Genomic DNA, 22,354 nt, shown 5'->3' on the forward strand with positions numbered 1-22,354 from the left:
CCGCACGGTCAAGTCGCGTGGTCCTGACACCCCGATGCTGGTGTCCCGCGCAAGGCGCGAGAAGCGCCTTGTCGCGAAAGGTGGCCAGAAAGCCCGGTGCACCTGGGAGAGCGCGAAGCAGCCGTAACGCCATCGCGCAGGGAGGGCCGGGTCGTTCCGGCTGGACCTGTGGTACCTGCCGCCTGCATTTTTTTCCGCAGGCGGGCCACGGGCCTCAGTCGAGGCCCGGCTCTCCCTGCACCCTCGGTGGAGAGGGTGACTGAACGAGCAACACTCGGACGCGAAAGCGGGCGCGAGGATGAATGTCTGTGCCACAATCCGTTGTCGTCCCGGACAAGCCGTGACGCGCAAGGCGCGTCGCGGCGCTGATCCGGGACCCATACTCCGCAGCGTTCGTATGAGGCACGCTGGAGCGGCCAGCTCGCGCAACGACTCCCCCGGTGGCTATGGGTCCCGGGTCGGCGCCACATCGCGCTGGCGCGCGCCGTGGCTTGCCCGGGACGACGGTGGAGAATGCGGCGCGGCCTTCGCCATTGACCGCTCCATCCATTGGCCTATCTCTTCAACATCCCAAGCAACGGAACTGGATACAAGATGACCGCACACCCCCGAAGCTTCGATACCGCTATCGATCCCGTGAAGCTTGACCGCCTTGCCGAGGTGGCGGTGAAGGTCGGGCTGCAACTGCGGCCGGGGCAGGATTTGCTGCTGACGGCGCCGTCGGTGGCGCTGCCGCTGGTGCGCAAGGTGGCCGAGCACGCCTACAAGGCCGGCGCCGGCATCGTGACCTCGTTCTTTTCCGACGAGGAGCTGACGCTCGCTCGCTATCGCTATGGTCACGACACCAGCTTCGACCGGGCCGCGGACTGGCTCTACCAGGGCATGGCCAAGGCGTTCACCGAGAACACCGCGCGGCTCGCGATCGTCGGTGACAATCCGATGCTGCTGTCGGGCCAGGATCCGGCCAAGGTCGCGCGCGCCAGCAAGGCCAACTCCAAGGCCTATCAGCCGGCGCTGGAGAAGATCACCAATTTCGAGACCAACTGGAACATCATCGCCTATCCGAGCCCGGCCTGGGCCAAGCTGGTTTTCCCTGATGTGCCGGAGGAGGTCGCGGTGGCGAAGCTTGCCGACGCGATCTTCGCCGCGTCGCGAGTCGACCGCGAGGATGCGGTGTCCGCCTGGGAGCGCCACAACGCGGTGCTGCGCGAGCGCACCGAATGGCTCAACGGCCAGCGCTTCCATGCGCTGCATTACACCGGCCCCGGCATGGATCTCACGATCGGCCTGGCCGACGGGCACGAATGGGAAGGCGGCGCCTCGACCGCGAAGAACGGCATCACCTGCAACGCCAACATCCCGACCGAGGAAGTGTTCACGACGCCGCATTGCCGCCGCGTGTCCGGTCACGTTCGAAGCTCCAAGCCGCTGTCCTACCAGGGCACGCTGATCGACGACATCCAGGTCAAGTTCGAAGAGGGCCGCATCGTCGAAGCAAAGGCGTCGAAGGGCGAGGAGGTGCTGAACAAGGTGCTCGACACCGACGAGGGCGCGCGCCGCCTCGGCGAGGTGGCACTGGTGCCGCACTCCTCGCCGATCTCCAAGAGCGGCCTGTTGTTCTACAACACGCTATTCGACGAGAACGCCGCCTCGCACATCGCGCTCGGCCAGTGCTACTCGAAGTGCTTCGTCAACGGCACCTCGCTGTCGCCGCAGCAGATCGCCGCGCAAGGCGGCAACCAGAGCCTGATCCATATCGACTGGATGATCGGCGCCGCCGAGACCAACATCGATGGCGTTCATGCCGATGGCCGCCGCGTGCCGGTGTTCCGCAACGGCGAGTGGGCGTAATCTGATTCGCGTGTTGGCGGTCCGTCGCATGACGGGCCGCCGACTGCACGAGAGCGTGAGTAGGGCTGTTGGGCAGCGCGTAGGTCGACGGGAAATCCCGTAAATCTACTGCATCCATGAGTTGAATTGTTTCGTCGTGCCTATCGTAATTAGTTCGTCATTAAGCAAAACGCATAAAACTCGCCGCTGTTACTTCATAGACGCATAGGGAACAGCGATGGTCGTTTCGGATGTGAGTCCGGCGCGCGGCGGAATTCGATTTGGGCTGAGAGGCCAAATTCTTTGTCTTGGAGTGGCCGGTGTTGCGGTCATCGGCTGCCTGTATTTGGCAGGCCTTTCGATCGAGCGGCGCAGCCAGCAGATCGCGGATCGCGTTGCAACGCTGGCCGGCCTGAGCGGCGGCATCCGGGAAGGGCTGTTGCAGGCGCGGGGGATTGCGACTGAATTCCTGCAGAACCCGTCGGACGCCAAGGTCGCGGCGCACGACCAGACCGTTACGTCGATCACGTCGCGGCTCGACCAGGTCGACCAGATCCTCGCGGCGAACCCGGATGACGAGACCGCGCGGCAGGCCGCCGCGTCGCGCGAGGCCGTCAACGGATATGCGAGCCGGTTCGCCAACCTCGTCGCCGCGCAGAAGCTCATCGGCTTCAACGAGAACGACGGCCTTCAGGGCAAGCTGCGCGGCGCCGTCCGCTCGATCGAGAGCCAGCTGACGAAATACGACCAGCCGCGCCTCGCCGTGCTGATGCTGATGATGCGCCGGCACGAGAAGGATTTCATGCTGCGCGGCGATCCCAAATATGGTGACGATCTGCGCAAGCGCGTCGACGAGTTCGGCCCCGAGCTCGCCAAGGCCGATCTGCCGGAGGCGGTCAAGGCCGAGATCGTCAAGCTGATGACCATCTATCGCGAGAGCTTCCTAGCCTACATGGCTGGACAAACCAAGCTGATGGCTGAAGCGGCCGAGCTGACGCGGCACTATGACAGCATCAGCCCGACCTTGCAGGCGATCAGGTCCGCGGCCGACCAGCGGCTCGGGGTGGTCAAGGCCGAGCTTGCCGCGGTCAAGGACTACGTGTTCTGGTCGATCTGCATCACGCTGCTGGTCACCGCCGCAGGCGCGTTCCTGTTCGGCCGCTGGCTCGCTTCGCCGCTGCTGCAGATGGCCCGCGCGATGGAGCGGCTGGCGCAGAACGATCTCGACGTCCGCCTCGAGAAGGTCAAGCGCCGCGACGAGGTCGGCCAGATCTCGCACGCGCTCGGCATCTTCCACGGCAAGCTGTTGGAGAACCGGCGCCTCACCGAGGAGCAGGCCAGGGCCAAGGAGGTTGCCGAGCGCGAGCGCAAACGGATGTTCGCCGAGATGTGGGAGCTGCTCGAGACGGATCTCGATTGCGCCGTCGCCGAGGTGATGACGATCAGCAGCGACGCCTCGACGCGCAGCGCGCAGGCCGTGTCGGAGGCGAAGACGATCGCGAGCGAGGCCGGCATGGTCGCGCAGGCCTCCGCCAGCGCGAGCAGCAACGTCACCACGGTGTCGAGCTCGGCGGAAGAGCTGTCGGCGACGGGACGGGAGATCGCGCAGCGCGCGGCCGAGACGGCAGAGCTCGCCAGCCGCGCGGCGCGCGAAGCGCAGCAGGCGGGATCGACGGTCGCTGCCTTGAGCGATGCCGCCGAGCAGATCTCCTCGGTGGTCAGCACGATCGCGGAGGTGGCGGCGCAGACCAATCTGCTGGCGCTCAACGCCACCATCGAGGCGGCGCGCGCCGGCGAGGCCGGCGCCGGGTTCGCGATCGTCGCGCATGAGGTCAAGGCGCTGGCGCGCAAGACGTCCGAGGCTGCCGACGACATCGCTCAGCGCATCGACCGCATCTCGAGCGCCACCTCGGACTCGACCGCCGTGATCAGCAAGATCAGTGCGGCGATCGGCAGCATCGATGGCGCGAGCGCCGCGATGGCCGCGGCGGCCGAGGAGCAGGAGGCGACCTTGCGCGAGGTCGCGCGCAGTCTCGCCGAGGCCTCGTCCGGCGTGGCCCTGGTCGCGGAGAATGTCACCCGGATCTCCAGCCGCTCGTCGCAGATCGAGCAGCAGACCCAGGCCGTGTCGGAGCTCGTGACCGGCACCAATGGCCGGGTCTCGGAGTTGCGCGCCAACCTCATGGTGTCGCTGCGCAGCTCGAGCGTCGGCGACCGCCGGACGTCCGACATGCGCCGGCCCGTGAGCATTGCCGCGCGCCTCCATGGCCGCGGAGGACATATCGACGGGACCGTGCTCGATCTCTCCGCGGGCGGCCTGCGCTTCCGCGCCGCGATGGATGTCGTCGGTCTTGCCGAGCAGCAGCCTGTGAAGGTGGACTGCGCGGCGTTCGGCGCGGTCGAAGGCGAGATCGTTGCGATCGGCAATCGCGACGTTCACGTCAGCTTTCGCGATGCCGGCGAGAGCGAGCATCGCGGTGTCACGGCCCTCCTCGCCAAGATCGACGGCGCCGACCAGGCTCAGGTCGATGCGGCAATGGCGGTGGCCGACAGGATCACGGCCGCGATCGAGCAGTCGATCGCGTCAGGCGAGAGCACCATCGCGACCTGGTTCGATTTCGACTACCGGCGGATTGCGGGCACCGATCCCGAGCAGTTCGAAGCTCCGTTCACGACCCTCTGCGACCGCTTGTTGGCGCCGCTCCAGGAGGCGGCCTTGGCCGCCGATCCGAACGTCGTGTTTTGCGTCGCGATCGACAGGAATGCCTACATCCCGACCCACAACCGCAAGGTCTCGCAGCCGCAACGGCCGGGCGACCAGGCCTGGAACGTCGCAAACAGCCGCAACCGCCGCTTCTATAAGGACCGCGCCGGCATGGCGGCTGCGCGAACGCTCCGCGGGCATCTCGCGCAACGCTACGAGCGCGACATGGGCGGCGGAGTCACGATGATCGTGAAGGAGATCGATGTGCCGATCAGGATCAGGGATCGCCACTGGGGCGGCCTGCGGCTGGCGTTCAAGACGTAGATGAGCGCGGGGTGTCAGAAATGCAGCAACGGGAGGCGGCGCAGCTCGCCGGATCACAAGCTGCGCGGCTCCGGACTCATGGAGACTTCGGACTTATGGAGACTTGGCCTGGGTGCTGGGCTCGACGGTGATGGTGATGCGCTCCGACATGACCGGCTTGTTGTGCGGGATGTGGCTCCAGTCGCCGAGCACGAGCTGCAGCGTGTGCTGGCCGGGCGTCAGAGGGACCGAGGCCTCGGTCTGGCCCTTGCCGAAATGCACGTGGCCGGCGTCCACGGGAATGGCCTCGTTCAGCGCGTCGCCCTCGAGCGCGGGCGCGTCGATCAGGAGGTGATGGTGGCCGGTGTTCGGGGCCTCGGTGCCGGACGGCGCGACGCCCATGCCGGACAGGCCGAAGCGGATCAGGACCGGCGAGGTCACCTTGTCGCCGTCCTTCAGGTTGATGAAGTAGGCCTTGGCGTTGTCGGGAGCCGGCGTCTCGCCGGCCATGACGAGGCTGGCGGCTGCGAGCGTGGTTGCGAGCGTGGCGGCGGACAGCGTGAGGGCGAGTCTCAGTCGGCGCATCCTGGAAATCCTTATCTCTGCGACGTCGGCAAATCTCTAAAGGTGAAGGCACGGCACAAGGCGGCGGAGGGCTACCGGAGGTGGCGCGACCGCATCTTGCAGTGCGGGCAAACAGTAGATCATCAGGTTTGGCGAGGCCGCGAACAAATTGCGGCGCCCGCGTGATGTTTATAGCGCTGGCGTGGTTGTGATGCGACCGCAGGTCGCGGCGATCCGATCAAATCTTAACGACCGCGGAAAGCACCGGTTAGGTGCAACCCGCTACGGTCGCGGGCTCATGCCGGCGCCCGCCGGAACATTTCAGCCCGATGCATTTGAGGTCCATGATGTCGCCGTCCCTGATCGAAACCGCCAATCTCACCGTCGACCTGGCGCCGGCGCCGATCGAGCCGTCCTGGATCATCGAGGGCAATCCGACCGCGACCTCCTGCACCATCGCGCGCAGCAGCGACGGCCTCGGGTCGACCATCGTCTGGCATTGCACCGAGGGCAAGTTCAACTGGTACTACGATTTCGACGAGACCATCCTGATCCTCGAAGGCGCGATCGTGCTGGAGAGCGAGGGGATGCCGGCGAAGCGTTACGGGCCGGGCGACGTGGTCTTCTTCCGCGACGGCGCGCATGCGAAGTGGCATGTCGAGGGCCACGTCAAGAAGCTCGCCTTCTGCCTGAAGACGCAGCCTTACGTGCTCGGGCTGGCGGTGCGCGTGATCAACAAGCTCAAGCGCATGTTCCTGACCCCGGAAGGTCGCCGCGGCACCAGCCTCGCGGGCGCCTAGACCCCGTCCAGGATAATAACGGTCGGACTCGACGGCAAAAGCTCGCGCGACATCTTCAAGGACCGCTCGGTGCGGCGGTCGATCTCGAACTGCTGGCCGATCTTGCGCATGAACTCATCGAGCGGCGTCGCGAAGCGGTGCATCGGCAGCACCACCGAGGCGCGCAGCCGCTTGGTGATCTCCGAGATGCCGTCCAGCGACATCGTGTAGGTGCCGTCGATCGGCACCATCACCACGTCGAGCCGGCCGATCGCGGCGAAATGCGTCTCGTCGAGCTTGACGTGCAGATGGCCGAGATGGCCGATGCACAGGCCGGCGACCTCGAAGATGAAGATCGAGTTGCCGTCCTTGATCATGTCGGCGCCGAGCGAGTCGCTGAAATAGCGGCGGATGTCGGTGGTGATGTTGCGGACCAGCACGTCGCCGATGCGCTCGAAGATCTGCGCCGGCTTGCCGTCGTCGCCCCAGCCGCGCAGCACGTGCGGGATGCGCGGATCGGGCGCCAGCGTGTAGTGCGTCGAATGCGCCCGGTTCATGGTGATGACGTCCGGCAGCCGCCCGACCTGATAGGCGCCGCTGTAGTCGGTGGCGATGCGGATGCCCATCGGCGTGTCGATGAAGTAGGTCGAATGACCGGCATAGGTGATCGTCACCTCGTTGGCGGCGGCCGTCCGGCGCAGGCTGACAGGCATCGCGCGCGGCGTGTTGCCGGCCATCGCGAGACACTCGCTGGTGCGCGGCCCCGATTGCGCCAGCGCAGGCGTTGCGAACGAGATCAGGACGGCGAGCAGCGAGACCAGCGAGCGCAGCATGTCGGTTCCCCTTCAACGGCAGCTGCGAGTGTAGCGCCTAAACCGCATCTTCACTATCCTCACCACAACGCACCGATCGATGAGGGCGGGTGGACGACGTGGGAGGATGTCATGACTGCTCGACTACAGCCGCTGCGCGAGATTGATGCAGGCGTGCTGCGCATTGCCTATTTCGAAAGCGGACCGGCCGATGGTCCGGCCGTCATCCTGCTGCACGGCTATCCCTACGACATCCACTCCTATGTCGACGTCGCGCCGCGCCTCGCCGCGCAGGGCTGCCGGGTGATCGTGCCCTACGTCCGCGGCTACGGGTCGACGTGCTTCCTTGATCCGTCGATACCGAGATCGGGTCAGCAGGCGGCGATCGGCGCCGACCTCATCGCGCTGATCGATGCGCTGGCGATCCCGCGTGCCGTGTTCGCCGGCTATGATTGGGGCGGACGGGCGGCCTGCGTTGGCGCGGCGCTGTGGCCGGAACGCTGCGCCGGTCTGGTCTCGGTGGGGGGCTATGCCATCCAGGATATCGCGAAGGCGCTCAAGCCTGCTTCGGTCCCGCAGGAATTTGCCTATTGGTATCAATGGTACTTCCAGACCGAACGCGGCCGCGCCGGGCTCGCCGCCCACCGCGCCGAAATCGCGCGGCTGCTGTGGCAGCAATGGTCACCGAACTGGCGCTTCGACGATGCGACCTTCGCGCGCTCGGCCGAGGCCTTCGACAATCCGGATCACGTCGATGTCGTGATCCATAGCTATCGCCACCGCTACGGCCTGGCCGAGGGGGACCCGCGCTATCAGGAGCTCGAACAACGGTTGGCGGCGCAGCCCGTCATCACCGCGCCCACGATCACGCTCGATGGCGATGCCGATGGCGTCACCCCGGCGACCGACGGCCGTGCGCACGCTGGAAAATTCAGCAACCGGATCGCGCATCGCGTGATCCCGCGCGCCGGCCACAATCTGCCGCAGGAGGCGCCCGAGGCGTTCACGGCTGCCGTCATGGAGGTGCTGCGCTGAAACTGTCAGGCCCGAGCCGGGCTCAGCTTCCAGGCGAAGAACAGCAGCGCTGCGGTCATCAGCCCGCAGATCACGGCCCCTTCGGGCAGCGCCAGCGCGAGCGCTGCAGTCGCAGCCCAGCCGATCGAGGAGAAGGCTTCCGCGAAGGTCGCGAGCCGGGACGAGGTCTGGCGGCGGCGGAACTGGCTGCGCCGCGCCTGGATGCGGAACCAGAGCTGGATCGCGGTGGAGGAGACGGTTGCGATCAGCACCGCGGCGGCGGTAACCGCCGCCTGGGCCGGAGCGATCCAGCCGAACGCGAGCACCAGGGGGGCGAAGATCAGCGTGATCGCGATCAGCACCACTTCGATCTTGGCGCGCACGATCCGCGAGGCCGGCAGGGGCGCCGTGGCGACCAGCTCCGGCGCGTCCTCGCCGGAGATCGTGAGCCAGGCCAGGCCGCCGGCGAGCTGGCCGGCGGCCATGACGATGACCGGCGTGATCAGGATGACGGCCTGCGAGCTGTCGGAATAGCTCCGCCACAGCAACAAGGCCGGCGGCACCAGATAGAGCAGCTGCATCAGCGTCTGCGAGATCAGCCAGGGGTCGCGCCGCAGCAGCATGAATTCCTTGCGGCGCAGCGCCTGCTGCCGCGAGCCGCCGCGGAACGCCCGGATCTTCGCGCCGGCGCGGGTCGAGACCCCCTGGGCCGCAGCGCTGATCGCCGTGTCGGCAAAGCGCGGCGAGAACACCAGCATGACGACGCCGAGCAGCAGCAATCCGGCAGCCAGCAGGATCAGCAGCGCCTGGCCGTCGCCGAGCGCCGCGCGCGCCGGCAGCCAGACGAGACTGTCGGGATCGGGCGCGATCGCCGCCGCGGCATCGGAGGTGAGGATGGCGAAGCGCGACAGCGTGCCATAGGACATGATGGCCGCGATCTGCAGCATGATCACGAACCCGGCGCCGATGACCGCGGCCAGGATCTGCGCCACCAGCCGTGTGCGCGCAGGACCGATCAGGCGGAACAGGATGATGGTGATGGCGATGGCGATCGCGGCGGCAGACAGTCCCACCGCTGCGACCACGACGAAGGCCGCGAGCCAGCGCACGCCGCCTTCGATCAGCAGGACGTCGACGAACGGTGTTGCCAGAAGCAGCGCCATGCTGGTCACGGACAGCGCGATCGCGGCAATCCGGACCGAGAAGATCTCGGCGAGTCGCACCGGCGACGACATGATCAAATCGAGATCGGCACGGGCGTAGAACACGCGCGTCACCGACTCGATCGCCTGCGACAGCATCAGGGCCCAGGACAGCATGATGGTCGCGGTGACGACGATCAGCGCGGTCTTGTCGAGCGGCGGCGCGAGGTCGGCATAGCGGCCGACCACGACCCAGGCCGGCACGTGCATGACCGCGCCGAACAGCACGAGGCCGATGATAGCCGCGCGCGTGCGGCGGCGCTTGCCGGCGGTGATCATGCCGAGCCATTCGCGCCAGGCGAGCCGGAGCTCGTGGCGCGCGAACCAGGCCAGCGTCGCCGCCCGCGTCATGCCGCGGACTCCACCTCGACGAGAGCGATGAAGAGTTCCTCGAGGCTGGTGTCGGTGCGGCCATTCTGCTGGCGCAGTTCGGCGAGCGTGCCCTCGGCAACCACGCGACCGGCGGCGATGACCCCGATCCGGTCGGCCATGCGCTCGGCGACTTCGAGGATGTGGGTCGTCATGATCACCGTGCCGCCGCGGCGGACGCGCTCGGCCAGCAGGCCCTTGACGTGGCGTGCGGAGACGGCGTCCAGACCGGTGAGCGGCTCGTCCAGGATGATCAGCCGGGGATCATGAATGAGCGCGCCCGCCAGCGCCACCTTCTGGCGCATGCCCTTGGAAAAGCCCTCACAGCGCTCGTGCAGATGCGGCTCGAGCCCGAGCGAGATCAAGAGATCGCGGGCGGTCTGGCCGGACGTCGAGGGATCGATGCCCCACAGCCCGGCGACGAATTCCAGATATTCGAGCGGCGTGAGCTTGTCGTAGATCATTGGCTCGTCGGAGACCCACGCCATCACCTGCTTGGCGGCGATCGGATCGCGCAGCGCATCGATGCCGAAGATTTCCACCTGTCCGGCATCCGGCCGCAGCAGCCCTGCGACCATGCGCAGGGTGGTGGTCTTGCCGGCGCCGTTGGGACCGACCAGCGCGTAGAACTCGCCCGAACGCACCACGAGGTCGAGGCCATCGACCGCCGGCCGTTCGAAGCATTTGGTGAGACCTCGCACGGCGAGGGCAGGGCTGTCTGGCATCATGACCGCTCGTTGGTTCGCGTCGGCAACTTGAACGCAACTCGTTGCGGCGCGGTGAACGGCCGCTCGATCACGTCGGCGGACGCCAGGTCGCGCCTCGAAGCAACGCGTTCCCCGGCGATTGGACCACCGCGTCCGGACGGGATCACGGCGATGATGGGGGCATCGATCCGATCTTTCCAGCTCGAATGCTGGAGGCTAGCGGGTCAAACCGGCCATCTCCGCCAGCATGGGGGCCGGCTGGAATCGGCCGATGCCTGTCTCGTCGAGCACGAACAAGGGGTGGATGCGCTGCGCATCGCTGTCCTCGATCATGGCCATGCGCTGGTTGTCGAGCAGCAGCCAGTGTCCGTCGAGGCGGGCGGCGGCGACGGCGTGATCCTCGCCGCGGACGATGTCGCGCAGGATCACGATGCGCAGGTCGTCCGCGTCGATCCCCGCCAGCCGCAGGGCGACGAACTTGGCGATCGCATAGTCCTCGCAGTCGCCGGCATGGCGATCGAAGGTCGCCAGCGGCGAGGCCCAGACGTCCATCTGGCCATACTGGTCGAGGTCGCTGGCCGGCCGGATGGACAGATTGATGGCGCGGTTGATCTCGCCGAGCCGGGCCCGGCCGGTGCGGAGACGGCCCTGGTCGACGATGGCCAAGAGGCTGAGCGCGGCCGGCGAAACGCAGTGCGCGCGGTCACCGTCGCACAGCGCCAATTGAACCCGCTCGTCGTCGAGCTTGCGCGCGAGCGCCGCCCATTTGCTGGCCAGCGAGCCCGTCTGCAGGTCGACGCGTATCAGCCCGAAAGGTTCTGCCGTCGCGCGAATGGTGGTTGCCAGTCCCAACGGCTGGCCGATCGGGCCTGCCCCTGCCGGATCGCCCGTCCAGACGACCGCGACGGTCGCGGCGACGGCCAGCGACGCGCGCATCAGCTTGAGAATAGTCATGTGACGCCCCATGCCCCAGATCTCCTCCGGCGCAATGCAGCGCCTGGCGGAACCCGATGTTGCATGCAGCATGGGCGGGGACCCCTTGGCCCAGACTTAAGGCCGGCGCACGGGCGATCAAATCTCGACCTTCACGCTGAACGTTGTGTTGCGCCGATGCGACAAATTCTAACGAAAGGCGAGCCAGGGTCGCGACCATCTCTCGGATTCGCGGCAAGGTTGTGGCCTGCGTCGAGCCGCAGCTCCTGCTAAATTGATGCAAATCTTTGATTCTTGTTGGCCCGATCACACTGCTCGACTTGAAATCCGATCATAAGGGTACGCCGGTGAGGATGCCGAGGTCAGGAAAGGTAATCATGTCTTCCAAAGTACTTCAGATTACTTTGGTTAGCCAAATGACGCTGACTGAATACTTGTAAGTGTTTTGCGGCGTCAGCCGAAAAGACGGCGAAATCTTGACATTATCGAAGCAATCCCGCGGGAGGCGCAGTTTCCAGCCCTCGGGGGCACAAGCTGAAGATGGTTCCTCCAGGCACCCACCAGTGATATGGACGCTTTGAACGCTCATTCTTATGTATTCATTAACCATAGTTCGGTGGCCCCGTGAATTACGCTGGCAAGTCTGACGCCGCGCTTTTCTCCGATGGCCTGGGCACCCCCGCGCACGCGTCTGTGCGGCTGGACGTGCCACCCGCTCACGCGCCGGCGGATGCGATCGTCGTTCCGGATGCGCATTTTCTGTTCAGTGCCGATTTCAAGCGATCCGGCGTCGATCTGATCCTGTCGTCAGACGGTCGAGACCTCGTGCTCCCCGACTATTTCAAGGGCGAGAAGCGGGCGCCGCTGGCCTCGCCGGATGGCGCGCATCTGACCGGCGACCTCGTCAATGCGCTGTCGGGCGCGGTGCAGGTCAGTCAGGCCGGCGCCGCCGCTGCGGGCGGCAAGGTGATCGGGCACGTGACGAAGCTGGTCGGCACCGCGACGGTGATCCGCAACGGCGTGTCGATCCTGCTTCACAACGGCGACAACGTCGAGAAGGGCGATATCGTCCAGTCCGGCTCGAATTCGACGCTCGGCATCACCTTCATCGACGGCACCGTGTTCGGCCTCTCCTCGAATGCGCGGATGGTGCTGAACGAGATGGTCTACGACCCCAACGGGTCGAACAACTCGTCGCTGATCAGCCTGGTCGCGGGCACGATCTCTTTCGTCGCCGGCGAGACCGCCAAGCATGGCGACATGAAGGTCGACACGCCGGTCGCGACCATGGGCATTCGCGGCACCGCCGTCCTGGTCGAGATCGATTTCAGCGTGCCGGGTCAGGGCGGTTTGCCGGACGCCAAGTTTCAGGTGCTGGTCGAGCCCGACGGGCGCACCGGATCCTACGTGCTGTTCGACAAGACGACGCTGCAGCCGATCGCCGTGGTCAACCAGGCCGGCCAGCAGATTCAGATCAGCAACGGCGTGGTGAACCAGAGCGCCGTGCCGCTCTCGCCGGATATCCAGAAGCTCATCAACGACGTGTTCTCGCTGAAGTTCACCGACAACACGAATCCGAAATCGAACACCCACTTCACCGATATCGGCGTGCTGCAGCCGTTGGCGCCCCTGACGCTGCCCAACGGCACCAGCGCGACGCCGATCATCAAGCTGACCGACACCACCACCCCGACCACGCCGTCGAGTACGACATCCGAGCAGCCGTCGCATCTTCCGGGCGCGCCGGAGGTCCGGATTCTCGACAGCAACGGTAAGCTGACGACGTCGTTCGGTCTGGTCGAGCGCGCCGGCCAGACCGGGAATACGACCGATTTCGACACCGTCCTCAGCCGGGTCAATTTCCTCGACGTCAATGCCATCGACAAGCCGACGGTCTCCGTCAGCTTCAAATCCTACGCCTACAAAAGCGTGGATCAGGCCGATGTCACGGGTTCGTTGAACGCCCTGCAAGTGCAGGACGTGATGGCGACGGCCGTGAAGATCACGGTGGTGCCCGATCCCACGAACAAGAACTTCGGCTCGGCAACGCTGACCTACAGCGTTCCGGACAAGTCCTTCGACTTCCTGGCCGCCGGCGAGACGCTGACGCTGACCTACGTGGTGCGTGTCGACAACAATTTCGCGCCGTCCAACGAGTATACGGAGGTGCCGATCACGATCACGGTGACCGGCACCAATGACAAGCCCGAGATCGTCGCGAGCGTCCCGACGGTTGCGTTCGAGGGCGGCACCAGCGTTCCCGGCGGGCCGCTGACATCAGATGATCCGACATCGGGCACGTTGACCTTCAAGGATGTCGATCTCACCGATACCCATACGGTCTCGGCCAAGCTGAGCAGCGCGGTTCTCGAGGGCGGTGGCAGCATCCCGCCGGCTCCGCTGGCGCTGTTCGAGCAGGCGCTGACGGCGTCGCTGGCGTTGGACAGCACCGGCAGCGGCACGGGCAAGATCAATTGGACCCTGGCCGACCTTCCGGTCTATGTCGCCGATTTCATCCCGGCCGGGAAGACCCTGACGCTCACCTACACGGTGACCTTGAAGGATTCGCAAGGCGCGACATCGACGCAGACGGTCACGGTCACCATTACCGGTACCGACGATCCCGCGGTGGTCTGGATCGCCACGACCCAGCCCGATGGGCAGAGCGGCGCCCAGGTCATGCTGTGGAGCGACGGCGCGAATTGGGCGACGGGCCTTGCTCCGACCGCGGCCGACGACGTCATCATCATCACCGATCAGTTGCACGGGTTGACGCCCGCCTTCCCGGTGACGATCGACTCGGCCGCCTTCGCCAAATCGGTGAGCCTGAACGATTTCGGCGGCGGGGCGGTCCCGCAGCTCGACAATCACAGCACGCTGACGATCAGCGGCGCGCTGACGGCCAAGGCCGATTCCCGCATCTACAATTTCTCGGATGCGATCCTCAGCGTCGGCGGGTCGGCGCAACTGCTCGACCAGAGCGAGCTGCACAATTCCGGCACGGTGCTGCTGGCGGGCGGCGGCGTGTTCGGCGCCTCGGCGATCATCAGCAACGTCGGAACGATCGAGCTCAGCGCCGGCACGCTGGTCGTGCATGCCGACGTCGAGAACGCCGGTGAGGATCGCTCCGGCTTGATCCAGGTCGACCTCGGCGCCACCCTGACTCTCGATGGCGGCAGCATCGACGGCGGCACCATCCTGATCCAGGGCGTGCCGGTCATCCAGAATATCGGGACGCTGCAGGACGGCGAGGAGAGTCCGGAGCAGCCCGGCGGGGTGCTGCAGTTGACGGGCGGAGCTGAGATCCGTGGCGGCGAGCTCGATAATTTCGGCACGGTCGATGTATCCGGTACAGGGAACACTCTCTCGAATGAGAGCGTGACCAATGTCGGCCTCATCGACATCAAGGCCGATGGCGAACTGACGCTGGACGGCGACACCAGCATCGACAATGCGGGCGGCAGCATCACGGTGGAAGACTCCGCGACGCTGGCTTTGACGCGCGCGAGCATCACCGCGGGCACGATCACCAACGAGTCTGGCGGAACGATCGCCTTTGCTGGCCATGGCGCCCTGATCGGAGGCATCGTCGACAATTCCGGCATCATCGCTGTGTCCGGCAGCGGCAATGCGTTGGAAGACGAAACGATCACGAATGCGGATGCCGCGGCGATCACCATTGCGCTGAGCGGGGCGCTGTCGCTGAGCGGCACGACCATCGCGGGCGGGGCCATCACCAGCGCTGGGACGATCTCGGTCGACGGCGACAGCGCCATCGACGGCAGCGCCGTCCAGGGCGGTGCCGTTCTGATCGGCGACAGCGTCGGACAGCTGGCGGAAGGTTCGGTGGTCCTCACCCTCGAGGGCGGCGCCGTGTTGACCGGCGTCGACGTGACGATCGGCGAGGGGGCGACGCTCGAGGTCGCATCGGCCGCGGGGGCGACCCTCGTCGATGTGTCCGTCGACAGCTCCGGCATCGTGCAGGTGGACGAGGGCGCGCTGCTGCTGATCGAGGACAGCACCATCACCGGCGGCGATCTCGTCAATCGCGGCACGGTGCACGTCGAGACCGAGGCGGCGACCACGTTCGACAATGTCACGATCGACAATGCCGGCGGCGTGATCATCATCGATGATGCCGGCGATATGCCGGTGCCGTCGACCCTGGTCCTGGACGGCAGCACAAGCCTCACTGGCGGAACGCTGAACGTCCAGATCGCGGGGACTCTGGAGATCGCCGGCCAGGGCGTAACCTTGTCGGGCGTGCAGGTCGAGAATTCCGGCGTGTTCATCGTCGATCTCGACGCGACCCTGGAACTGATCGGCACCACGGTCAGCGGCAGCGGTGAGCTGCACATCAGCGGCACGATCACGGCGAGTGGCCTGAGCGGCCTCAGCGGAACGATCTACAACGAAGGCACCATCGAGATCGTCGCCGGCACGTTCGAGATCACCGGCACTGTCGAAGGCTCTGGCCAGATCAAGGTCGATGCCGGCGCGACGCTGAAGGTCGATGGACATGTCGATCAGACCATCGACTTCAGCAGCGAGGGCAGCAGCGAACTCGTCGTCGACGACACCGGCCTCTCGGCCAAGATCGCCGGCCTCGGCGTCGGCGACAAGATCGACCTGACGACGATCGCCTGGAGCGCCACGACCACCGCGTCCTACGACGCGGAAACCGGCGTGCTCACCGTGACGGACGGTCAGGGGCACAGCATCAATCTGACCCTCGTCGGCGACTACAGCAACGCACATTTCGCCGGAAGCACCGACGGCCATGGCGGAACGCTGATCACGCTGATGGCAGAGGATGCTGCGCCTGTCATCGCCGATCCGGACCAGGCGGGTACGATCGCTGAAACGGCCGGGCAGACCGGGGTGGCCGACGCGCACAGCGTTGGCGGCACCATCGCGTTCACCGATATCGACCTGACGGATCGCCCGACCGCCTCGGTGCTTGCCGACGGACAGAGCGTGACCTGGACGGCGGCTGATCATCAGACAGACTTGTCAGGTCAACTGACCTCCAGCCAGATCGCGGCGCTGGAGCAGGCGCTTCAATTGAGCCATGGCGCCAACACCAACAATGGTGCGGTTGACTGGACCTATGCGATCGCCGACGGCGCGCTCGATTTCCTCGGTACCGGCGAGACCGTCACGGTGACCACCAAGGTCACGGTCGACGATCACCAGGGCGGTACCGCGATCTCGACGGTCGTCGTCACCATCACGGGGACCAACGATCAGCCCGTCATCACCTCAGACGCGCAGGCCGCGGAGATCTCCGAGCGGGAGGATACGTCCGGCTCGAAACTCCGAGATACGGCAACTGGCACCATCACCTTCATTGACGCCGATGTCACTGACACTCACGCAGTGAAGGTGACCGGCGTCGCGGTCGAGGGCGCGCAGGACGGTCTTCCGTCGGACAGTTCGGTCTTGCTGAGCTGGCTGTCGCTGGGGCCGCTGACGGATTCCGGCTCCGGAGGCACGGGATCTCAGTCCTGGACCTTCTCGGCCAAGGACAAGGGCTTCGACTATCTCGGCGTCGATCAGCAGGTGACGCTGACCTACACGGTGGAAATCGCGGACGGTCGTGGTGGCGTGGTCGACGTGCCCGTGACCATCACGGTCAAGGGCGCCAATGATGCGCCCGTCATTGTCGGTGAAACCAACCCGCCGGTTCAGACCGTGATCCTGGCGGAGCGGGCAATCGTGCTGGCGAGTTCCGCCACCACCAACACCGCGGGCATGGCAACCGAGACGTTCGATCACAACTCGCGGGACTTCGAAGGCGAGGGCCGCGGTCATGACGGCTTCTACAGCCAGGCCCTGCACGCAACCTTCACGGCGAGCGGCGCCGCGGGGATCGTGCAAGGCTCCTCGTCGGTGTCGTCGGCGCCCTACATGGATGGCGGCCGCGACCAGACCAAATATCTCACCATCGGCGCCAACGCGCACGAGACGATCACCTTCGACAGCATCAAGAACAGTTTCGGGCTGTATTGGGGATCGGTCGACAACTACAACAGCATCTCGTTCTACAACGGCACCAAGCTGGTCGCGTCCTATACAGGCAGCGACGTCGCGCCCTTGATCGCCAATGGCGGCCAGACGTCGTCTGCGTCGAACGGCTATGTCGAATTTCTCGGCCTGACGCCGTTCAACAAGGTCGTGCTCGCCAGCAGCCAGAACGCCTTCGAGCTGGACAATGTGTCGGCCGGCTACATCCCGGATCAGCCGGTGAAGCTGTCGAGCGACATGTCGGGCACTCTGACGGTTCGCGACAAGGATATCGGCGATACGCTGACCGCGTCCGTGCTCGGCCAGGGCATCGTCAAGTACAATGGCTCGTCGAGCTTGCCCGAGAATGTCCATCTTGACGCCCTGGCCAGCGCCGCGGCGATCACCTTCGACACCGCGACCTCCGATGGCCACAAGGAGGTGCTGCACTGGACCTATCATCCGGATGCTGTGAACCTGGATTTCCTCAAGCCGGGCGATACGCTGACCGTGACCTATCAGGCGGTCGTCAGCGATGGTCACGACACGTCCGGCGCCAAGTCGCTCACGATTACGCTGGCCGGCAACGGCGCATCGACGATCAACGGCACGGGCCAGGACGACAATTTCGTCAATGTCGGCGGCGGCGTCACGATCTTCGGCAAGGGCGGCAACGACACCTTCGTCTTCAACCCGAACTTCGGCAGCGCCACGATCGGCGACCTCAACCTCAACAAGGACGTCGTCGAGTTCGACCATTCGCTGTTCGCCAGCGTCGACGCGCTGGTGGCTGCGGCGCAGTCCGCCAACAACGGCCACGACACCGTCATCACCGATGCGGCGCATGATACGCTGACGCTCAAGGGCGTGACGCTGGAGCAGTTCAAGGCGCAGCACGACGGCTTCCACCTGGTTTGAGTCTGCGCTCGCCGCCGCGATGCGGATGGCGGGTTTGCCGAGCGCGACATCCCTTCGGGATGATCAGAAGTCTCGGATCGTCGGCCTCGGCGTGATATCGGATTCTTTATGAAGCGGTTGAGAGCAGTCCCACGATGGTTCGCGCGCAGGTTCGGCTATGCGCGTGCGATCTGCCTGCTGCTGATGATGGCCTTCGCGGCGCTACGCGTTGCCGACCCTGCGCTGGTGCAGGAACTGCGCCTGCGGACGTTCGACAATTTCCAGGCATTGAGTCCGCGGGTCAAGACTATTCGCCCGGTCACGATCGTGGACATCGACGAGAAGAGCGTTGCCGATCCCAAGCTCGGGCAGTGGCCCTGGCCCCGGACGCGAATTGCCGAGATCGTCGACAGATTGACCGAACTCGGTGCCCTCGTCATTGCATTCGACGTCGTGTTCGCCGAGCCCGACCGGCTCAATCCCGCCCTCGCCGCGGAGACCTTTCCCAATCTCGACGAGGCAACGCGAGAAAAGCTGAAGGCGCTGCCATCCAACGATCAGGTTTTGGCCGACGCCATACGACGGTCGCGCGTCGTTCTCGGGGAGACGGCGAGCCGCGACGTCCGGGCCGAACCCGACAAGACGCTGCCGGAGACCGGCTTTGCGGAACTGGGAGACCCGGTCCCTTTCATGGAGCCGTTCCCGGGGCTGCTGCGCAACGTACCGCTGATCGAGCACGCCGCAGCCGGGCGTGGCCTCTTCACCATCGAGCCGGAGCGCGACGGCATCGTCCGCCGGGTGCCCATGGTGATGCGGGCGCAGGACATCAAGATGCTGGCGCTGAGCTTCGAGACGCTGCGGGTCGTGGCCGGCGTGGACACGGTTCGGGTCAAGGCCGATACAGGTGGTATTACCAGCATCGGTTTCGGCCCCCTTCAGATTCCGACTGACGGCAACGCCAAGATCTGGGTGCATTACGCCAATCACGATCCGTCGATCTACGTCTCCGCGATCGATGTGCTCGAGGGGCGTGTGCCGCCGGAGAAGATCTCAAGAAAGCTGATCCTGATCGGACCATCCGCGATCGGCCTGAGCGACATCAAGACCACCCCGGTCTACGCGGCCATGCCGGGCGTAGAGGTGCATGCCCAGGTGCTTGAGTCGGTGCTCACGGGCTCGATCCTGACCAGGCCGTATTGGGGCATCGTCGTTGAATTCTTCGGCGCCGTGCTGCTCGGCCTGCTCGTCATCGTGTTCGCGCCCCGGCTCGGTGCCGTCACGCTGGTGCTCGTCGGAGCTGTGTTCGCGAGCGCGCTGCTGGGCGTCTCCTGGTACTTCTACAAGCAGCACCGGATCCTGATCGACTTCACCTATCCGATGCTGTCGACGACATCCATCTATCTGACGCTGATCTTCGCGAGCTTCATCCGCGAGCAGCAGCAGCGCAGGGAAATCCGCGGCTGGTTCGCGCAATACATGTCGCCGGTGCTGGTCGAGCAGCTCGCGCAATCGCCGGAGAAGCTCGTGCTCGGCGGCGAGGAGCGCGAGATGACAATCATGTTCTCGGACGTCCGCGGCTTCACCTCGATCTCGGAAAGCTATAAGCACGATCCGCAAGGTTTGACGGCGCTCATGAACCGCTTCCTGACACCGTTGACCGACGCGATCATCGCGCGCAAGGGCTACGTCGACAAATACATGGGCGATGCCATCATGGCATTCTGGAACGCGCCGCTCGACGATCGGGAGCACCAACTCAATGCCTGCACGGCTGCGCTCGACATGCTGGACAGGATCGACGAGGTCAATCGCGAGCGTGAGCAGGAGGCGGCCCATGGCGGTCATGTCTATATTCCGCTCAACGTCGGCATCGGCCTCAATACCGGCATCGGTGTCGTCGGCAACATGGGCTCGGAGCTGAAGAAGAACTATTCTGTGCTCGGCGACAGCGTGAACCTCGCCTCGCGTCTCGAAGGCCAGACCAAGGAATACGGTTTTCCGATCATCGTCGGCGCGGCGACCGCGATGGCGGTGAAGGACCGGCTTGCGATCCTCGAGCTCGACTTCATCATGGTGAAGGGCAAGTCCGAACCTGAAGTGATCTATGCGATCACCGGCCGCGAAGACGTGATGTATTCCGAGCGCTTCCAGCTGCTGCGCAACCTGACGATCGAGATGCTGGCTGCCTACCGCAGCCGCGACTGGGACGAGGCGCTGGCCGCGATCGCGCGAGGCCGGAAAAAGGATGAGGCGAAGGAACTGGCAAAGCTGTTCGATCTCTACGAAGAGCGTATCCGCGCCTATCAGCAGAGCCCGCCGCCGGACAATTGGAACGGCGCGCACGCCCTGACGTCGAAATAGCGCGGATGATCTGTAGGGTGGGCGAAGCGAAGCGTGCCCACCATCTTGCCAAAGAATATTGAGCGAGAACGGTGGGCACGGCGCTGCGCGCCTTTGCCCACCCTACGACGCGTCATTGTGCCGAGCCTGAACGCCAACGGTGTCATACCGTGTCGATTGGCGACGACAGCCTCTCCGCATCATTGCGAGGAGCGGAGCGACGAAGCAATCCAGAGTCGTTGGCGTGGCCCTGGATTGCTTCGCTTCGCTCGCAATGACGGAAGAGGGGGAGCTAACGTTACTCCGCCCCGATCGTCGTGAGGTCCTGGAACCAGTGCTGGGCCTGGACGAACTTCTTCACCTTCGGCGACAGCGCATGCGGGTTGGTGTCGTGCACGACCCAGACCAGCACGGCATCATCGACGACCTGCGCATGGGCCTGCGCAATCAGCTCGTCCTGCTTCGCCGGATCGAACGTCTGCTTGGCCTCGGCGATCAGCGCATCCACCTTGGGGTTCTTGTAGCCACCCCAGTTGACGCCCACAGGCGCGATCTGGTCGGAGGCGAAGAAGCGGACGATGGCGTAGAGCGGATCTGAGGTGACATAGGCGATGTTGTTGGCGGTGATGCCGGCGTTCATCTCGTCGGCCGCGCCCTTGCGCCAATGCGTGTAGAGCGTCTCGAGCTCGACGACCTTGAAGTCGATGTTGATGCCGATCTCCTTGAAGCTCTGCTGCAGATACTCGTTCATCGGCAGCGACAGCATCTGGCCGGTGCCGCCCTGTGCGATGATGAAGGTGGTCTTCAGCGGCTTGGCGGGCGAGTAGCCGGCCTCCTCGACCAGCTTCTTGGCGGCGGCGAGATCATATTTCAGCTCGAAGCTCGGCTTGCCGAACCACGGGCTCGACGGGTCGACCTGGCCCTTGGCCGGCTTGGCGAGACCGTTCATCAGGCCCACGACCTCATCGCGATTGATCGCGAGGTTGAGCGCCTTGCGCAGGCGGATGTCGGTCCAGGGCGAACCTGGAAGAACGCTGAGATGATAGTTCCAGACATGCGGCGTGACGTTGTCGACGAGCTTCATGCCGGCGGCCTTGAGCTGCGGCACCGCATCCGGTGCCGGCGTCTCGATCAGGTCGACTTGGCCGGCGAGCAGCGCATTGGTGCGCGTCAGCGCCTCCGGCATCGGCACCAGCACGAGCTTGTCGGTCCTCGGCAGCCGGTCCTTGTTCCAATATTCGGAATTCTTTGTTAGCTCCGCAAGCTCGCGCGGCACCAGTCTGGTCAGCTTGAACGGGCCGGTGCCCGAGGGCTGGCTGGCGAACTTGTCCCAATCCTTGCCGAGTTTCTCATATTGCGCCGGGCTTGAAATCAGGAACCACAGCATCTGATAGGGGAAGAAGGAGTCGACCGTCTTCGTCGTGATCTCGACCGTGGAGTCGTCGATCTTGGCGTAGCTCGCCACCGACGGAAGCCGTGTCTTGACCTGCGCGCTCTGCCGCTTGTCGAACTGCGGTGCCTTATCGTTGAGCACCTTGTCCAGATTCCAGATCACCGCATCGGCATTGAAGTCGCTGCCGTCGTGGAACTTCACGCCCTTGCGCAGAGTGAAGCGCCATTTGGTCTTGTCGGAATCGTCGACCTTCCACTCGGTGGCAAGGCCCGGGATCAGCTTGCCCGGCTTGTCGGCGACGCTCATGTCCCACGCAACCAGCGGATCGTAGATCGTGTATCCGGTAAACTGATAGGCGCCGGCGCCGCGATCGGGCTGGCCGGTCGTCAGCGGGATGTCGGCCATCGAGATGCCGTAGCGCAGAACCGTTTCAGCATGCGCGGCCATAGTAGAGATGCCGAGCGCAAGCGCAGTCGCCAGCAAGGACAATTTCATACGCAT

At 65.2% G+C, this 22,354-nt stretch carries 12 protein-coding genes; 6 read left to right on the forward strand and 6 right to left on the reverse strand.

Features of this window, described 5'->3' with window-relative positions:
- Window positions 1-594: 594 nt before the first annotated feature.
- Both ACQR1L_RS19805 and ACQR1L_RS19810 read left to right on the forward strand, forming a co-directional pair.
- Window positions 595-1,851, forward strand: a complete 1,257-nt coding sequence (locus ACQR1L_RS19805) for an aminopeptidase (RefSeq protein WP_434859605.1) — start codon at window positions 595-597, stop codon at window positions 1,849-1,851.
- Between the two features lie 325 nt (window positions 1,852-2,176).
- A complete protein-coding gene (locus tag ACQR1L_RS19810) occupies window positions 2,177-4,858 on the forward strand; it encodes a methyl-accepting chemotaxis protein (protein WP_434859606.1) in 2,682 nt (893 codons plus the stop codon).
- A 93-nt stretch (window positions 4,859-4,951) separates the two neighbouring features.
- On the opposite strand, the gene ACQR1L_RS19815 is transcribed toward ACQR1L_RS19810, so the two are convergent.
- Entirely contained in the window at window positions 4,952-5,422 is a 471-nt protein-coding gene (locus ACQR1L_RS19815) for a DUF4399 domain-containing protein (protein ID WP_434859607.1), read from the reverse strand.
- Between the two features lie 326 nt (window positions 5,423-5,748).
- On the opposite strand from ACQR1L_RS19815, the gene ACQR1L_RS19820 reads away from it, so the two are divergent.
- Window positions 5,749-6,201, forward strand: a complete 453-nt coding sequence (locus ACQR1L_RS19820) for a cupin domain-containing protein (RefSeq protein ID WP_434859608.1) — start codon at window positions 5,749-5,751, stop codon at window positions 6,199-6,201.
- On the opposite strand, the gene ACQR1L_RS19825 is transcribed toward ACQR1L_RS19820, so the two are convergent.
- Window positions 6,198-7,013, reverse strand: coding sequence for an MBL fold metallo-hydrolase (locus ACQR1L_RS19825; RefSeq protein WP_434859609.1), 816 nt, complete (start codon window positions 7,011-7,013; stop codon window positions 6,198-6,200). The two genes, ACQR1L_RS19820 and ACQR1L_RS19825, sit on opposite strands and share 4 nt — an antisense overlap.
- 111 nt (window positions 7,014-7,124) lie before the next feature.
- Between ACQR1L_RS19825 and ACQR1L_RS19830 the strand changes: the two genes are divergently transcribed.
- On the forward strand, window positions 7,125-8,027 hold the full coding sequence (locus ACQR1L_RS19830; RefSeq protein WP_434859610.1) for an alpha/beta fold hydrolase: 903 nt from the start codon (window positions 7,125-7,127) through the stop codon (window positions 8,025-8,027).
- Window positions 8,028-8,032: 5 nt separating this feature from the next.
- On the opposite strand, the gene ACQR1L_RS19835 is transcribed toward ACQR1L_RS19830, so the two are convergent.
- From ACQR1L_RS19835 to ACQR1L_RS19845, 3 genes are all read right to left on the reverse strand, one after another.
- Window positions 8,033-9,559 carry a permease gene (locus ACQR1L_RS19835; protein ID WP_434859611.1) on the reverse strand — a complete coding sequence of 509 codons (1,527 nt, stop codon included), beginning with the start codon at window positions 9,557-9,559 and terminating at the stop codon, window positions 8,033-8,035.
- Complete coding sequence (locus tag ACQR1L_RS19840) at window positions 9,556-10,305, reverse strand: ABC transporter ATP-binding protein (protein ID WP_434859612.1); 750 nt, start codon at window positions 10,303-10,305, stop codon at window positions 9,556-9,558. The genes ACQR1L_RS19835 and ACQR1L_RS19840 overlap by 4 nt, the downstream gene beginning before the upstream one ends.
- A gap of 195 nt (window positions 10,306-10,500) precedes the next feature.
- Window positions 10,501-11,220, reverse strand: coding sequence for a transglutaminase-like cysteine peptidase (locus ACQR1L_RS19845; protein WP_434859613.1), 720 nt, complete (start codon window positions 11,218-11,220; stop codon window positions 10,501-10,503).
- Window positions 11,221-11,841: 621 nt separating this feature from the next.
- Here ACQR1L_RS19845 and ACQR1L_RS19850 point away from each other — a divergent pair.
- Window positions 11,842-18,141, forward strand: coding sequence for an Npun_F0296 family exosortase-dependent surface protein (locus tag ACQR1L_RS19850; RefSeq protein ID WP_434859614.1), 6,300 nt, complete (start codon window positions 11,842-11,844; stop codon window positions 18,139-18,141).
- Window positions 18,142-18,249: 108 nt separating this feature from the next.
- Window positions 18,250-20,481, forward strand: coding sequence for a CHASE2 domain-containing protein (locus ACQR1L_RS19855; protein ID WP_434859615.1), 2,232 nt, complete (start codon window positions 18,250-18,252; stop codon window positions 20,479-20,481).
- 277 nt (window positions 20,482-20,758) lie between these two features.
- Here the strand turns inward: ACQR1L_RS19855 and ACQR1L_RS19860 are convergent, their stop codons facing one another.
- Complete coding sequence (locus tag ACQR1L_RS19860) at window positions 20,759-22,354, reverse strand: ABC transporter substrate-binding protein (RefSeq protein WP_434859616.1); 1,596 nt, start codon at window positions 22,352-22,354, stop codon at window positions 20,759-20,761.

The organism is Bradyrhizobium sp. HKCCYLR20261, assembly GCF_051168435.1.
Lineage (GTDB): Bacteria > Pseudomonadota > Alphaproteobacteria > Rhizobiales > Xanthobacteraceae > Bradyrhizobium.

Bases quoted from the DNA above. Each gene is read 5' to 3' on its own strand.
- ACQR1L_RS19805 (WP_434859605.1), top strand. From the start codon at position 595: ATGACCGCACACCCCCGAAGCTTCGATACCGCTATCGATCCCGTGAAG.
- ACQR1L_RS19815 (WP_434859607.1), bottom strand. From the start codon at position 5,422: ATGCGCCGACTGAGACTCGCCCTCACGCTGTCCGCCGCCACGCTCGCA.
- ACQR1L_RS19820 (WP_434859608.1), top strand. From the start codon at position 5,749: ATGTCGCCGTCCCTGATCGAAACCGCCAATCTCACCGTCGACCTGGCG.
- ACQR1L_RS19825 (WP_434859609.1), bottom strand. From the start codon at position 7,013: ATGCTGCGCTCGCTGGTCTCGCTGCTCGCCGTCCTGATCTCGTTCGCA.
- ACQR1L_RS19830 (WP_434859610.1), top strand. From the start codon at position 7,125: ATGACTGCTCGACTACAGCCGCTGCGCGAGATTGATGCAGGCGTGCTG.
- ACQR1L_RS19835 (WP_434859611.1), bottom strand. From the start codon at position 9,559: ATGACGCGGGCGGCGACGCTGGCCTGGTTCGCGCGCCACGAGCTCCGG.
- ACQR1L_RS19840 (WP_434859612.1), bottom strand. From the start codon at position 10,305: ATGATGCCAGACAGCCCTGCCCTCGCCGTGCGAGGTCTCACCAAATGC.
- ACQR1L_RS19845 (WP_434859613.1), bottom strand. From the start codon at position 11,220: ATGCGCGCGTCGCTGGCCGTCGCCGCGACCGTCGCGGTCGTCTGGACG.
- ACQR1L_RS19855 (WP_434859615.1), top strand. From the start codon at position 18,250: ATGAAGCGGTTGAGAGCAGTCCCACGATGGTTCGCGCGCAGGTTCGGC.
- ACQR1L_RS19860 (WP_434859616.1), bottom strand. From the start codon at position 22,354: ATGCGTATGAAATTGTCCTTGCTGGCGACTGCGCTTGCGCTCGGCATC.